The sequence below is a fragment of the Streptomyces subrutilus genome, from assembly GCF_001746425.1.
In the GTDB taxonomy this organism is placed as follows: Bacteria; Actinomycetota; Actinomycetes; order Streptomycetales; family Streptomycetaceae; genus Streptomyces; species Streptomyces subrutilus_A.
Genome location: NZ_CM007204.1, coordinates 42,554 through 57,497 on the forward strand (window position 1 = coordinate 42,554; position 14,944 = coordinate 57,497).

Consider the following 14,944-nt stretch of genomic DNA (forward strand, 5'->3'; position numbering starts at 1 on the left):
CCAGGCGTGCCCGCTACCGCCGCGCGGCACCCCGCCCCTGGGTAGGGGTGGGGTGCCGTACAGCTGTCAACGTGAGTCAGCTGGTGAGGGCCTTGCAGGACGCGACAGGCACGCCGCCGAGTTCGTATTCCGCGACGTTCTCGGACACGAAGAACCGTCGGGCTCCGGACCAGCGCAGCTGCTTCGTGGACGCCTCATCGAGCTTGACGGTCGCCCTGACCTTGCGCCCCCGGTCGACCTTGGTGACCGTGCCGGTCAGGCCGTTCAGGTACTTGGGCGTGAGGTTGTGGAGCTCGACCCGGGCGCCCGTCTTCACGGACGCGGCCGCGATGGCCTCCGCGCGCTGGCGGAGGGTGCTCCTGCGTGTGTTGACCGCCTCGATGATCCGGTCGATGTCTTCAGCGTCGGCGTCGTTGACGATGAACTCGGCTACCTGCTCAAGGGTGTTACCCATAGTGATCAATCTCCTGTGGTGTTGAAGGTTGGGGGAACGCTCGGGGCGGAGGGCTGCCTCCCTTTGCCCCGGTTAGGCGGTTCGGCTGGGCAGTCGGCGGGCGGCCTCCTCGAAGCTCTCGGGCGGAAACATCACGTCGGACCACTGAACGGAGCCGTTGCGGCCGTCGCCGAACGTGACGCCCCAGGCGATGGCGTCGCTGTCGGCGGCCGGTCCTGCGACGGTTGCGGGCTCCCACCCGGCGAAGCGGCGGCGCTCGGGGTTCTGCGGGTCGGGGGTCCAGCGACGGACCTTGACCGGCAATCCCGCCACCGCTGCGGCGATCTCGGCCGCTTCCTCCGTGTAGCTCATGCGCGTGACTCCTCGTTGAAGGTTTAGGAGTGGTGTTGGAAGGGGCTGCCATCCCCCTCCAACACCACTAATTCTGCCTTATTCAACGTCGCTTGTCAACGCTCTGAGGTGCACGTTTCACCTATCCCACCAGACGCGCTGCCCTCCGATCAGGAGTTCTGTCGGCAGTGCGTCGCCGTCCGGCAACAGCTCCTGCTCCACCTCGTCGAGATCCACAGAGAGCCGCATCCAGGGGGTGCCGTGTTCGTCGAGCCGCAGGTATACCGACACGTGCACTCCGCCGAGCGTGATCATGGGCACCTCGCCGGCGTCGTCCAGCTCCGGCGTGTGCACCGGATACAGCTTCGCCGCCGAGTGCAGCCTTTCCACGTCCTGCTGCTCCATGCTGGTCACTCGCCGACCTTGCTGATCTCGTGCGCCTCGTACGGGACGGGCGTGCGCAGACCGGGCCAGACGACCATGACCATCTCGACGCCGGTGAAGGGCTCGGTCGCGTAGCCGGTGACGGTGCCGAGAATCAGGGGCAGCGCCCTGTGGTCGACCGTGCTGTCGATGGGGTGCATCTCCCTGATGGTGGTGCCGTCGGTCGAAACGTCTTCGGTGTTCATGTTGGCTCTTCTCATCCTGGTTGCGGGGAAGGGCGGGCCGGTGCCGTGCGGGCACCGGCCCGGGGGTCTTCTAGACCTCGGCGTGGTCCTGCTCGTGGCGTGTGCCGTTGCAGCAGGGGCAGGCCTCGCCGACGAGTTCGGCGAGCATCCGGCCGAACTCGATGGCTCGGACGGCGGACGTCTTGACCGGCGGGTTGTTGGGGTCGTCCGTGATCCATCCGGCAGCGGGCGGGGCCAGCAGCGGGCCGGGCGGGATGCCGAGAATGCGGGCCGCGACGTGGGCGGCGGCGGCGGCTTCGGCCTCGACCTGCTCGGTCGGGCACATGCCGAATGCCTCGACGTTGCGGCGTGCGGTCTTCATCAGGAGCGAGCGGGCCGCGTCTTCGGGGTCGATGGCTTCGGCGGGGACTCCGGCGATCAGGAAGGCGCGGTGGTCACCCTGGCCGGTGAGCGCGGCGATCAGCCGGTTTCGCACGACCTGGGCGGCGGTGGCGGATCCCGGCCGTGCAGGCACGGGCTCGCCGTCGGTCTGGCTGATGTCGAAAACCGCATTCGACACCCAGCCGCGCGCCTGCTGCTCGTCACCGGCCTGCAACTGCTCGCCCGTGCTCGGCTCCGCCTGCTCGGCGCCCGGCTCCCGGGTCTTTCCGGACATCGGCCCCCAGATCCGGATGCCGTTCTCTCCTCGGCGAACCTGGCGCCCCGCCTCCTGCCACTTCCCGTAGCTCAGAACCTGGGTCGCCTCCGGGTCCTGAAGACCGATGGCGATGGCGTTCACCGGTCCGCGGCTGAGGTGAATCGCCCCGGCTCGCATGACGTCGGCCCACACCTGCCGCCGCCCCATGACCTGGTAGCCAGCGTGAAGGAGGGCTGCCAGCTCGGCCGTCCTCTGCCTTCCCAGCTCCCGCCGCTTCTCCGGCGTCATCCTCTTGTAGCCCATCGACTTGTCCTTACGGTGTTGAAGGTTCGGGGTCCTGCTCTGCCGTCCGGGGCTGCCATCCCCTTCCGACATCACTAATTCTGCCTTATTTAAGGGTGGGAGTCCAGCTCAACAGGTCCTCCAAATGGGTGACTTGGGTCACATTCCCGCAGGTCAGGGCCGGTACCCCCGCCGGGCCGCCGCCGGGCGGGCGGCCTCCGCCACACCCCACCCGGTGGGCGGGGGCTCCCCTCGGTCGGTCGGGCAGCTCCGCCCCACCAGGAGACTGGTGGGGGCCGCCAGGATCGCGCTCGCGCGACCGCGAAGCGGCCCGTCCTGGCGGCCCCCGCCGGGCTCCTGGTAGCCCGAAGGGTGACCGACCGACCGAGGGGAGACCCCGACCACCACCGCCTGAACCTCGGCCACCGCCCCGCCGCACAGCCCACCCCGCCCCCGCCCCTTGGGACCGAGCGGCCCGCCGGAGGCAGAGGTCGGAACCTCAACCGCAGTCAGCCGGTGGTGCGGGAGGACGGGAAGGACCAACTGACTGCGAGCATTCGGCTCGGGCGCGAACGGCGGGGGAACGAGCGGGGCCAGCTCCACAGCCGCAGACCGGCCTCGACGCCGGCTCGCGAACGGCGGCCCGGCTGGTCCGCGTCAGCGGACCCCGAACAAGGCGTCGCCCCGCCAGGGGCGCCCGCTCGGCCCGACGAAGGAGGGCCTGGTCCGCGCAGCGGACCCCGGCCGCCCCGCGGCCGCCGGCCCCGAAGGGGCCCAACAAGGGGGGCCGCGCCGCCAGGCGCGTCCGCGGCCCGGTGCCGACGGCACCGGCCCGACGAAGGAGGGCCGGGGCCGGCGAGCACGCACCGGGCCACCAGGCAGCCGCCCCGCCAGGGGCGCCCGCTACCCCCGCGGCGCCGCCGCCCCGCCCCCGGCCGGCTCGACCGGGGCAGGGCGGGACGGCCGCCGAAAGGCCGTCTCAGAACAGCGCCGCTTCCACGTACTCGTACGCGGCTGCCGTCGGCTTGGGCACGGCGGCACGCGGGGTGGACACGGAGCGCGGGACGGTGACCGGCAACAGGCCCTCTTCCGCGTCCTCGAAGTCGGCGAACACCACCTCTGTGCGCGGGCTGACGCCTCGCCACCCGTCCTCGTACGCGGACGTGTCGATGCCCACGCGGGACGACAGGGTGAATCCGGTCTCCCGGTGGAAGCGCTCGTACACCGTGCTGCGCTGCTCTTCGTAGCTGGGGACGCCCGCGATCCTGAACGGGGCGGACATCTGCGGCACGACGAACACGCCCTTCCTCGCGAGGGTCGACGCGATGTCGATGACGTGGAACTCGAAGTTCGGGCCCCGGTACCTCGGGCCGTTCCCGCTCCGCTCCACTCGGCCGAAGGGGGGGTTGGCGACCGCGTAGTCGAACCGTCCCAGGGTCTCCGGGTCCAGGGTGAAGACGTCCGCGCAGATCCAGCGGGCTTCGGGGACGACCTTCCGTCCCACCTCGACGTATGCCGGGTTCTTCTCGACGCACACCACCTCGCGCGGCGGCCTCCCCTCGAACCTCCGGTGCCACTTGTCCTGTACGGCCCACGCCAGACGGCCGATTCCCGCGCACAGGTCGATGACCCGCTCTCCGTTCACCTCCAGCCGGAGGTCAAGCGCCAGGTCCTCCGGGGTGAAGAACGCGCCGTCCAGGCTGTTGCTGGTCGTGCTGGACTCCTGCCAGTGGTCGAGTACGGTTTCCCGCTCCTCTTCCGTCAGGTCGCGGGTCAGCTTGACCAGCCGCGACGCCTCGCGGTGCAGTCGCTCTTGCTCCTTGGTCAGCTTCGCCATCTTGGCTCTCCCTGGTGTTGAAGGTTGGGGGTTCTGCTCTGTCGTCCGGGGCTGCCATCCCCTTCCGACATCACTAATTCTGCCTTATTCAAGGATGGGAGTCCAGCTCAACAGGTCCTCCAAATGGGTGACTTGGGTCACATTCCCGCAGGTCAGGGCCGGTCCGCCCCGCCGGGCCGCCGCCGGGCGGGCGGCCTCCGCCACACCCCACCCGGTGGGCGGGGGCTCCCCTCGGTCGGTCGGGCAGCTCCGCCCCACCAGGAGACTGGTGGGGGCCGCCAGGATCGCGCTCGCGCGACCGCGAAGCGGCCCGTCCTGGCGGCCCCCGCCGGGGTCCTGGTAGCCCGAAGGGTGACCGACCGACCGAGGGGAGCCCCCGGTCACCACCGCCTGAACCCCGGCCACCCCCGGCCCGAACTCGCCTTGCAGGCATGCCCCTTGGGACCGAGTGGCCCGCCGGAGGCGCCGTTCTTGTTGCCTGCCGCCTGGGCCGGAGCTGCTGCCGGGTTGCAGTCCGGTCTCGGCGTCGGCCGGCGCGAACGGGCCCGGGCGGTCCGCGCCAGCGGACCCGCGAAGGGGATCGTCCGCCGAAGGCGGTCCCCTTCGGCCCGACGAAGGAGGGCCTGGTCCGCGCCAGCGGACCCGGACCGCGACGAAGGAGTGGTCCCGCCCCCGCAGGGGGCAGAAGAAAGGGGCCGCGCCGCCAGGCGCGTCCACGGCCCGGTGCCGACGGCACCGGCCCGACGAAGGAGGGCCGGGGCCGGCGAGCACGCACCGGGCCACCAGGCAGCCACGCCGCCAGGCGTGCCCGCTACCGCCGCGCGGCACCCCAGCGGCAGGTCCGGCCCACCCCCCCGGGCCGGGGGGGAGGGGAGTTCGATCCCCTCCCACCCGGTGGCCTACTCGTCTTCGGTGAGCTGGCCCTCTGCTGCGGTGTCGGGCTCCTGCTCCTCATCTCCAGTGGCTTCGCCCTTCCGGGCCTCGGCCTCCTTGGCGGCCTGTGCGACCCCGTCGTATGTGACGTCGTCGATGACGGCCTGTTCCACCGGGGCGACGACATGGCCCAGCTCGGCCAGGATCGTGAAGTACGAGCCGATCCGGTTCCGGGTGCGGTCCTCGTATCCGCCGCCGTCGGTCCTCCACCCTCGGTTGCTCTTGTGTCCGGCGGTCTTCTCGCAGGCGGCAACGACCGACATGAAGGCGATGACCGGCAGCCTGCGCGTGTCCGCATGGGCTACGGCGTTGGTGAAGTCGTCGCCGGAAGCGAGTCCGAGCCATTCGCGCATCAGGCTCTGGTGGTCTTCGCTGTTGATGCCGCCGGTGACGAAGTCACCGCGCTGGAGAACCGCGCTGGCGACGAATCGGGCCATGATCTCGGCCTTGTCGCGGGGGAAGGTCTTCCGGCTGACCCATCCCTTGAGCCACTCGCGCCGGGCGGCCGTCGCCGCCTTGTAGTCCTTGTTCCCCTGGATGGTCCGCTGGCGGGCGGCCTTGTCGGGCTTCGCCTCGGTCTTGGTGCCGGTGGAGTACGACGGGGCCCAGACGTGATGGTCGTACAGCGCGGGGTTCGTGCAGTACTCCATCCACATGTTGCTGTACTGGCTCGGCGCCACAACGTGGCCCCGGCATGCCCGGTGGTCTTCGGCGGTGATGCTCTCTCCGTCGACGGTCCGGAGCATGTTCACCCGGGCGGCCTTCTCCGGCAGCTGTTCGTACTCTTCGATGACCTTCAGTCCGGCGGCGGCGTACTGCTCCCGCTCCTTGTTGAGTTCGGCGGCTTCCGCCCGCTCGTCCTTGATCTTGTTCAGGATGTAGTTGAAGCGGTTGTCCGCCGCCGCAGTGGCCAGCCGTTCCAGCGCCTGGGGGTCGTCCTCAAAGTCGATCATCTCCGCGAGCTGATCGAGGGTCCAGTCGTACTCGATCGTCTTGGCGGCGGCGGTGACCTTGGTGGCTCCGCCCACCCGCACGGCGGTCTTGACTTCCTTCTGAGTCCACCCGGTATGCGCGGCCATCCTCTTGGCGTCGGCTCCGAGCGCAGAGGCGTTGAACAAGGCCGCCGCCTTCTCCCTGTCCTTCAGGCCCACCCGCTGGTCAGCGGTGGTGAGCATGTCCAGGAACTGCCCGGCCTGGTCCGCCGCCCGGCTCTCGTCGATGACGACCGGCACCGTCTTCCACTTGTCCTCGACGATCACCAGGAGCCTGCGGTGGCCGTCGATCACCCGGTACGTCCCATCCTCCTGCGGCGTCACCATCAGGGGGGTTACCAGCCGCTGGCGAATGCTGCGGCGGAACCTGTCGGTGATCTGGAGGTCTTCGCGGACGTTGCCGGGGTGGCCGGTGAGCTGGGAAAGCGGGAGCTCCTCGTATCGGTACTGAGTGGTGGCGGGCTGCTCAATGATCTCGTTGGTCACGATGTCTCCGGTGTTGAAGGTTCGGGTCCTGCTCTGTCGTCCGGGGCTGCCATCCCCTTCTGACATCACTAATTCTGCCTTATTCGAGGATGGGAGTCCAGCTCAACAAGTCCTCCAAATGGGTGACTTGGGTCACATTCCCGCAGGTCAGGGCCGGTCCGCCCCGCCGGGCCGCCGCCGGGCGGGCGGCCTCCGCCACACCCCACCCGGTGGGCGGGGGCTCCCCTCGGTCGGTCGGGCAGCTCCGCCCCACCAGGAGACTGGTGGGGGCCGCCAGGATCGCGCTCGCGCGACCGCGAAGCGGCCCGTCCTGGCGGCCCCCGCCGGGCTCCTGGTAGCCCGAAGGGTGACCGACCGACCGAGGGGAGACCCCGACCACCACCGCCTGAACCCCAGCCACCGCCCCGCCGCACAGCCCATCCCGCCCCCCGCCCCTTGGGACCGAGCGGCCCGCCGGAGGCACAAGCTCTGAGCTTGGGTGGGGCAGCGATCGTTGCGGAACCGCCGGCTTCACGTCTGGGCGGCGGCCCGCGTTCAACAGCAAGTGCGGCACGTGGGTCAGGCGTCGGGTCCGGGGTCCTGCCGCTGGAAGTGAGCTTCGAGGGCTTCCTGGACGCCGAGGAGCATGCTCCGGTCGTGCTGCTCGGCGCGGGCCAAAACGTTCCACTGGTGTACGTCTCGGACCTGGTTCTCGATCGCGGCGTCCAGGCGGCTCCGCAGCGTTCCCGGGCTCAGGGCCTCGACCTCGACCGCCTCGTGCGGGTCCAGCCCTTCGCGCAAGCACTCTTCCCGGAACCGCTTGAAGTTGCTGTCCGCGGTGTTGGCCTCGTGCGACACCAGGCGCCCGCCACGGACGTCGTCGGCCGTTACCGCGATCTGCTGGAAGTCCAGGACGATTCCGTTGTTGCCGTACCGCTCGATCCGCTCTACGACCGAGCGAGGTACCGATCGTCCGCTCGGGTCCCAGTCGCCGGCATACAGGACGGTCAGCGGCTTTCCGTGCGCCTGGTTCTGCCGGACGGCCTCCCAGACGAACGTCTTCGACGACTGCCCCCGGCACGAGTACAGGCCGACGCCCCACTTCGCAGTCACCGGCAGCAGCACGCCCGAGACCGAGTCTGACTCGCACCAGACCTCGACCCGGCGGTGCTGGGAGGCCCAGAGATTGCGCCGGTAGGTCTCGGCGGTCCGCTCCAGGGCCTCCAGCATCGAGTCGTACTGCATCTCCTGGCGGACCAGCCGGGTGCCGTCGGTGATCCACTCCCACGGCAGCAGGCCGTGCTCGCGCATGTACCCGAGTTCGCGGACCGGCACTGAGTAGTTCCGGCGCGACTTCGCGGTGTCCTTCTGCCACAACCGGCCCAGCCCGAGGTAGTAGACGTGTCGCACGGTGCAGGGCTGCGCATTGCGGACTAGCTCGTACAGCTCGGCCCGCAGGGCTTCCATCTGCGCTTTCGTCCGGCGCGGACGATTTACGGGGCTAGCGCTGTAAGTCACGAATCCAGTCAACACCCTTGAGGTGTCCGGGTGACGTGCCCTACTTGGCTTACCGCTCTTCAAGGCCCTGACCAGTGAGAACGGGCCGGACCGCCAGATGAGCTGAGGGCTGGCGAGCGATCGACGGCGGCCGTCCGCCTCCTGCAGCCCGGCTTGGAGCGGGTCCAAATGACTGCGGCCCGGCTGGTCCGCGTCAGCGGACCCCGAACAGGGCGTCGCCCCGCCAGGGGCGCCCGCTCGGCCCGACGAAGGAGGGCCTGGTCCGCTTCGCGGACCCCGGCCGCCCCGCGGCCGCCGGCCCCGAAGGGGCCAGAAGAAGGGGTCGCGCCGCCAGGCGCGTCCACGGCCCGGTGCCGACGGCACCGGCCCGACGAAGGAGGGTCGGAGCCGGCGAGCACGCACCGGGCCACCAGGCAGCCGCCCCGCCAGGGGCGCCCGCTACCGCCGCGGCGCCGCCGCCCCGCCTCGCGTGATCGAGGGGGACGGCGGCGGGCTTCCCGGCGGGGTTGTTCAGTTCGCCTGGCTGTCGGTGTCTTGGGTCTCCGGCGCTACCTCGGCCCGGGGGGGTTCGTCCTCTCGTTCCGTGATCTTGGCGCGGATGCCCTTGCCGGGGCTTCCGGTCCGGCCGCTGTTCCCGCCGAGTCGCACGAACCCGGCCTTCTCCAGGGCCTCGTCCACCCCCTGCCAGACGGCGGCGGAGGCGGGGCCCTCGTTGAACTTCACGCCCTCGGGCGCGTCGATGAAGGTGGCCGGGATGTCCTCGCGCACGGTGCCCCGGCCGTTCGCGTAGACCATGCGGGCCTGCCTCGACCCGTAGGCGGCGGTGACGATGACCATCTTCGGCCCGCTCGTGCGCTTCTTCGTCTTCGGCTTGGCCGGGGCGCTCACGGGGGTGTCCTGCTCCACCGGCACGGCGGCGCGGTCGCAGTACGACCAGTGCCCCGGGGTGCAGGTGGCCGGGGTCTGCGGGCTCCCGAGCCCCTTGCCCCACACCCGGCCGCAGCGCTGGCACTGCTTGCCGCCATGCTCACCGGCCGCCGTGGCGTGCTCCCGGATCACCTCCAGCGTGCCGCTCCAGTCCTTGCCCACACCGACAGCCGTACCCTTCGCGTCAACGGTGCGGACCTGGAAATGCAGGTCCGACGTGACATCCCGCCCGGTGACCATCCGCACCCGGTACACCTGCCCGCGCGAGCTGGTGAAACTCCACTCGCTTTCGGGCAGCCTGAGCATCTGCTCGCCCTCGGCCAGCAGGGCCCGCAGGCGCTCGGGAATGTCGGCGGATCCTTCCACCTCTGCCGGGGGCTGGTCCTGGTTCTGGGGGCTGGCTGCGGTCACACCGTCCATCAGCGCCTTGGCGTCGGCGATGCTCGGCGTACGGTCACGCTCCAGATAGCGCGCCATGTCCCCGGCGCCCATGCGCGTCTTGACGTCGGAGTAGTCCACCGGCTGCCTGCCGACCTGGCCGTCTTCGAACGTCGCATCTGCGGCGGTCATGACCGTCCTCGGAGAAAGGCGCAGGTTCCAGGCCACCGTAAGAGACTTCTTGTTGACCCTCAGCACCTCGTACCAAGATCCGCGGGAGCGCACGAAATCGCCCTTGGTGAAGTCGTCGGCTCCCCACACCTTGAACCCCTCGGCCGCCGCCTTGGCCACGATCGACCGCCAGTAACCGACTTCCTCGGTGAGCTCGTCGCGCCGCCGCGAGAGCTCGACCACGACGGCCGGCGACAGGCGCACGGAGTGGCCGTTGTTCGACTCCCCGCGCTGCCAACGGACGACCCCGCGCAAGTCCGCTTCCTTCGTCTCGATCCGGCGCAGGGTCCGGGCCGGGTTCGTACGGTGCTCCGCGTACGCGCCGGACGACTCCGCACGCTGGGCCCAGTGCTTGGCGCGCTCCCCCTCGTTGATGGACTTGCGCATAGCGTTGTCCATCCGGGCGTGGTCCCGCCGGGCCCGTCCCTCGCTGTGGTGCCCGACCAAGATCGGCTGCCCCATGTAGAAGCGCTCGCTGATCTGCTTCGACCGCTGGTAAGAGGCGTCGGACGATGCGGTTGCACGGCTGGCCCGGTCCTCGAACCGCTCGGCCCTGCTCTCGGCCCTCTGCTCGCGGTCGGCCTCCGCGTCGGCGAACGCGCGGCGCTCGTCCTCGTTGACCACGATGCAGACGGTGAAGCCCAGTTCGCGAATCGCCTTCGCCGCCGGGTCGATCTTGTAGCGGTCCGCCGACGTGTCCCGGGAGTGGGTGAGACCCAGGCTTCCGAGCGAAGGGAAGTACCTCCACCCGTGCGGCCGGATCGCCTCGAAGATCCCGTCTCCCTTGCGGGACCCCTCCAGAAGGGTGCCGTCGGCGCGAGTGTGGGTGATCACGACGTCCGCCTTCTCGGGCGGGCAGTCTCCTTCCCACGGCGGCGGCGGGAAGGTCGCGGCCACGCACGCGGGGCACACGCTGGCGAGTTCGCCGCCGGAGTACAGCGGGGCGTCCTCGTGTCCGCACGCGGAGCACTCGCCGTCGCCGGCGAACGTGAGCGTCACGGTGCGGTACCGGTTGTCCACCGGCGTGGTCGTCTCAACCTGATGGGTTGTCACGGATACTCCCTGGTGTTGAAGGTTCGGGGTCCTGCTCTGTCGTCCGGGGCTGCCATCCCCTTCCGACATCACTAATTCTGCCTTATTCGAGGGTGGGAGTCCAGCTCGACGGGTCCTCCAAATGGGTGACTTGAGCCACATTCCCGCAGGTCAGGGCCGGTACCGGCGCCGGTCCGCCGCCGGGCGGGCGGCCTCCGCCACACCCCACCCGGTGGGCGGGGGCTCCCCTCGGTCGGTCGGGCAGCTCCGCCCCACCAGGAGACTGGTGGGGGCCGCCAGGATCGCGCTCGCGCGACCGCGAAGCGGCTCGTCCTGGCGGCCCCCGCCGGGCTCCTGGTAGCCCGAAGGGTGACCGACCGACCGAGGGGAGACCCCGACCAGCCACCCCCACCCCAACCACCCCCGGCCCGAACTCGCCGTGCACGCATGCCCCTTGGGACCGAGTGGCCCGCCGGAGGCGCCGTTCTCGTCGCCTGCCGCCTGCGCCTGCGCAAACGGGGAGCTGCAGGCCTCGTTCCTCCCCGGCCGGCGCGGACGGGGCCGGGCGGTCCGCGCCAGCGGACCCGCGAAGGGGATCGTCCGCCGAAGGCGGTCCCCTTCGGCCCGACGAAGGAGGGCCTGGTCCGCGGAGCGGACCCGGACCGCGCCAGCGGTCCCGCCCCCGCAGGGGGCAGAAAAAGGGGCCGCGCCGCCAGGCGCGTCCACGGCCCGGTGCCGACGGCACCGGCCCGACGAAGGAGGGCCGGGGCCGGCGAGCACGCACCGGGCCACCAGGCAGCCGCCCCGCCAGGGGCGCCCGCTACCCCCGCGGCGCCGCCGCCCCGCCTCGCGTGACCGAGGGGGACGGCGACGGGCCTTGATCCGTTACTGGAGCGGGTCGCGGCGCCGCTAGCGGGTCGGCTCGGCGGTCCAGATTCCGCACCCGGTCCCGTCTCGGCGGTAGCGCCGCCACCCGTAACCGGGGGTGTGGTCCGCTTGGTAGTGGCCGCAGTCCGCGCACGGGTCCCCGAAGTCGCCGGGCTCGGCCACGGGTTCGGCGGCCCACTCCTCGGGGCCGGACCACGGGAATCCTCCTGCTGCGAAGCGAACGCCTCCACCGGGCATGAGGTGGGCCCATCCGCTGGGCCAGTCGATCGGCCCTTCGCGGCGGCAGACCTCGATGGCTCCGAGCATGGCGTGACGGCTCCACACGTAGCTCTCGGCGTCAGGGGGAGTGATCCGGTAGCCGGGAGCGGTGAGCTGCCTTTCGGGGTCGTGGATGAGCACTCCCGCCGCCGGGTCCGGTTCAAAGCGCCGGACGGAATGCCTGGGCGACTGCCGGTATCGGATCACTCCGTCATCAGTGACGGTCGCCTCGCTGGCGACCAGTCCCCAAAGGCTGCTGTGCAGGAAGTTGCGTACCCCCTTGCCCGCCGTTCGGCGGGTTCCCCAGGCGATGGGCGCTGGCGGCCATTCGCCGCCGCTCTCGTCGACCCTCTCGTAGTGCACGTGAATGGCCATGCCGCTGAGTACAGCGTGCGGGAAGTCGGGGCCTTCGTACCACAAGGGCACGGGGGCAATGAGGATCTTGGCTCCGGGCAGCTTCTGCCGTGCCTGGATTTCGCCGTTGTCGCTCGGGGGCTGCTGGTCTGCGATGACCACGGGGGAGTTCCTTCTGTCGTTGAAGCGTTCGGGGGTGCGGGCGGGGGGCATTGCCCCCCGCCCGGCCGCAAGTGGTCAGATCACGCCGATGGCCAGCAGCCACGACGGCGAGCCGTGCTCACAGGTGCCGTCCGGCTCCACCCAGCACCCGTCGCGGGCCTCGGCTCCGCCTTCGGACATCCAGCTCTGCATCTGCTCGATGGACGGCGTCCCCTCGCTGTCCCCGTCCTCGGGCTCCTGGTGCTCCTCCGCGTCGCGGGAGACGACAAGCGCCCGCCCCGACAGGTCGAAGGTGGTCATGTCCTCTGCCCACCACGGGGCGCCATTGACCTGGAACGTCCGGTGCGTGACGTCCTCCAGCCCCTGCTTGCTCAGCTCCAGCACGCGGTCCGTCCAGCCCGTGACGCTCGGGTATGCACGGGCGTCGCTGAGCAGACAGGCGATCTTGTCGCCGACCTGCACGTCCTTCGTGTCGATCCATACGGTTTCGACGTTCACGGTCACTCCCTGGTGTTGAAGGTTCGGGGTCCTGCTCTGTCGTCCGGGGCTGCCATCCCCTTCCGGCATCACTAATTCTGCCTTATTTAAGGGTGGGAGTCCAGCTCAACAGGTCCTCCAAATGGGTGACTTGGGTCACATTCCCGCAGGTCAGGGCCGGTACCCCCGCCGGGCCGCCGCCGGGCGGGCGGCCTCCGCCACACCCCACCCGGTGGGCGGGGGCTCCCCTCGGTCGGTCGGGCAGCTCCGCCCCACCAGGAGACTGGTGGGGGCCGCCAGGATCGCGCTCGCGCGACCGCGAAGCGGCCCGTCCTGGCGGCCCCCGCCGGGCTCCTGGTAGCCCGAAGGGTGACCGACCGACCGAGGGGAGACCCCGACCACCACCGCCTGAACCTCGGCCACCGCCCCGCCGCACAGCCCACCCCGCCCCCGCCCCTTGGGACCGAGCGGCCCGCCGGAGGCCTCCCTCTGCTCCTCGTCCACCACCAGGTGCTGCCCGCAGCCCGGGCCGGCGCCCCACCGCCAGCTCGGCCGGTCCGTGAAGCGGGCCCCCTGCCCGCGGACTTGCGAGGGCGGACCGCACCCTGCCCGCAGTGAACGCCCGACGCCGCGGTCCGTTCCAGTCGCTCACCTCGGGTGCAGTCCGGTCTCGGCGTCGGCCGGCGCGGACGGGGCCGGGCGGTCCGCGCCAGCGGACTCGCGAAGGGGATCGTCCGCCGAAGGCGGTCCCCTTCGGCCCGACGAAGGAGGGCCTGGTCCGCGGAGCGGACCCGGACCGCGCCAGCGGTCCCGCCCCCGCAGGGGGCAAAGAAGAGGGGCCGCGCCGCCAGGCGCGTCCGCGGCCCGGTGCCGACGGCACCGGCCCGACGAAGGAGGGCCGGGGCCGGCGAGCACGCACCGGGCCACCAGGCAGCCGCCCCGCCAGGGGCGCCCGCTACCCCCGCGCCGCCCGCCGCCCGCCTCTGCGGGGGGACGGACGGCGGGATCTCAGCGGCGGCGGCGCCCAAATGCACCCATCACGAAACCGACTCCGCCGATCAGCATCAGGACCGGGATGGCCTTCTCCACGATGAACCAGACCGCTTCGAACCCGATCGCTCCGCCGAGAACGAATGCCACGACTCCGACGACGATCGCCAGACCGATGCGGCTGCCGTCGTCCCGGGTGGCGGGCTGGGGGCGGGGGGAGTGGTTCACGGTGATGCTCCTCGGTTGAAGGTTCGGGGTAGGGCTGCCGGGAGGAGCTGCCTCTCCTCCCGGCCTGGCCGTGCTTGGATCAGCGCTGGGTAGGTGCGGGGGTGTCGCACGCCTGGCAGCGCTGGTCTTCTTCGGTGCTGTTGACCGTGTCGCAGTTGCGGCACCGCCAAAGGTCGCCGTGTTCCCACATGAACGACTCGCACGAGCTTTCGCCGTCGTTGGGCTGGTTGTCGTTGGGCTCGTCCGTCGGGGCGGGCTTCGCGCGGCGGGTCAGTAGGTTTCGCAGGTAGGCCATGGTCGACATCCTGCGGGCCTTCCGGCGGCCAGGGGAAGTAACCGGCGGGCCGGGGCAATCGGCGGCGGCGTGGGCGAACTGGGCCCAAGGGTGCATGTCGTGGAAGCGGCACGGCTCGGTGCGGATCACGACGGCTCCGCCGCAAGCGGTCGGGGGGCACGTACAGGCGTGCTGCCCGGGGCTGGGGCTGTATCCGTGCCACTGGGCGGCCTGCGTGTTCAGTTCCTGCATGGGGATCGTCCTGTCGGAGTAGGGCCGGTGTGCGGACGGTGGGCCCCGGCTGGCGGGGCCCACCGTGGCGTTACGACCGGACCGGCGCCAGGTCCTGCGGCTGGGTGTGGTTCTGGACGAACGTCATGACGCCCTCGGGGCTGTGCATGACGACGGGGGGTTCGCCCTGCTTGATGACTGCGAGCCAGCCGAAGTTCCGGCGCTCGGCGCGGTGCAGGTAGCCGCGACGCTGCAATTCGAGGAGTGCCTTGGTCGCCTTAAGGCTGGCGGCCGCAGCGGCGGTGGTCTGGGGGGTGTGTCGCATCGCGTGCTCCCTGTGTTGAAGGTTTGGGCCTGCCGGAAGGGGCTGCCATCCCCTTCCGACATCACTAATTCTGCCTTATTTGAGGGTGGAAGTCCACCCTTTCAGGTCACCC

At 71.0% G+C, this 14,944-nt stretch carries 14 protein-coding genes; all 14 read right to left on the reverse strand.

The features are described from left to right. Positions 1 to 76 precede the first annotated feature (76 nt). The 14 genes from BGK67_RS00890 to BGK67_RS00970 all read right to left on the reverse strand — a co-directional run bounded on the left by BGK67_RS00890 (position 77) and on the right by BGK67_RS00970 (position 14,832). Positions 77 to 454 (reverse strand): hypothetical protein, encoded by a 378-nt coding sequence (locus BGK67_RS00890; protein WP_069918059.1) that lies wholly within the window; start codon positions 452 to 454, stop codon positions 77 to 79. Between the two features lie 72 nt (positions 455 to 526). Continuing rightward, positions 527 to 805 (reverse strand): hypothetical protein, encoded by a 279-nt coding sequence (locus BGK67_RS00895; protein ID WP_069918060.1) that lies wholly within the window; start codon positions 803 to 805, stop codon positions 527 to 529. Positions 806 to 922: 117 nt separating this feature from the next. Continuing rightward, a complete protein-coding gene (locus tag BGK67_RS00900) occupies positions 923 to 1,198 on the reverse strand; it encodes a hypothetical protein (protein WP_069918061.1) in 276 nt (91 codons plus the stop codon). Next, a complete protein-coding gene (locus BGK67_RS00905) occupies positions 1,195 to 1,413 on the reverse strand; it encodes a hypothetical protein (RefSeq protein WP_069918062.1) in 219 nt (72 codons plus the stop codon). Before BGK67_RS00905 ends, BGK67_RS00900 begins: the two co-directional genes overlap by 4 nt. 70 nt (positions 1,414 to 1,483) lie before the next feature. Beyond that, positions 1,484 to 2,353, reverse strand: coding sequence for a zincin-like metallopeptidase domain-containing protein (locus BGK67_RS00910; RefSeq protein WP_069918063.1), 870 nt, complete (start codon positions 2,351 to 2,353; stop codon positions 1,484 to 1,486). Positions 2,354 to 3,311: 958 nt separating this feature from the next. Continuing rightward, complete coding sequence (locus BGK67_RS00915) at positions 3,312 to 4,169, reverse strand: class I SAM-dependent methyltransferase (protein WP_069918064.1); 858 nt, start codon at positions 4,167 to 4,169, stop codon at positions 3,312 to 3,314. An 899-nt stretch (positions 4,170 to 5,068) separates the two neighbouring features. After that, the gene (locus BGK67_RS00925; protein ID WP_069918066.1) at positions 5,069 to 6,580 is read right to left on the reverse strand and encodes a ParB/RepB/Spo0J family partition protein; all 1,512 of its coding nucleotides are present in this window, start codon (positions 6,578 to 6,580) and stop codon (positions 5,069 to 5,071) included. Positions 6,581 to 7,138: 558 nt separating this feature from the next. Further along, positions 7,139 to 8,026 (reverse strand): hypothetical protein, encoded by an 888-nt coding sequence (locus BGK67_RS00935; protein WP_069918068.1) that lies wholly within the window; start codon positions 8,024 to 8,026, stop codon positions 7,139 to 7,141. Between the two features lie 561 nt (positions 8,027 to 8,587). Further along, positions 8,588 to 10,666 (reverse strand): DUF3560 domain-containing protein, encoded by a 2,079-nt coding sequence (locus tag BGK67_RS00940; RefSeq protein WP_167739510.1) that lies wholly within the window; start codon positions 10,664 to 10,666, stop codon positions 8,588 to 8,590. 888 nt (positions 10,667 to 11,554) lie between these two features. Further along, entirely contained in the window at positions 11,555 to 12,307 is a 753-nt protein-coding gene (locus BGK67_RS00945) for a hypothetical protein (protein ID WP_069918070.1), read from the reverse strand. Between the two features lie 75 nt (positions 12,308 to 12,382). Then, positions 12,383 to 12,805, reverse strand: coding sequence for a hypothetical protein (locus BGK67_RS00950; protein ID WP_141753968.1), 423 nt, complete (start codon positions 12,803 to 12,805; stop codon positions 12,383 to 12,385). A 987-nt stretch (positions 12,806 to 13,792) separates the two neighbouring features. Continuing rightward, positions 13,793 to 14,002, reverse strand: a complete 210-nt coding sequence (locus BGK67_RS00960; protein WP_069918073.1) for a hypothetical protein — start codon at positions 14,000 to 14,002, stop codon at positions 13,793 to 13,795. 79 nt (positions 14,003 to 14,081) lie between these two features. Further along, a complete protein-coding gene (locus BGK67_RS38165; protein WP_141753969.1) occupies positions 14,082 to 14,297 on the reverse strand; it encodes a hypothetical protein in 216 nt (71 codons plus the stop codon). A gap of 301 nt (positions 14,298 to 14,598) precedes the next feature. Beyond that, positions 14,599 to 14,832: a hypothetical protein gene (locus BGK67_RS00970; protein WP_069918075.1), complete on the reverse strand. Its 234-nt coding sequence runs from the start codon at positions 14,830 to 14,832 to the stop codon at positions 14,599 to 14,601. Positions 14,833 to 14,944 lie beyond the last annotated feature (112 nt).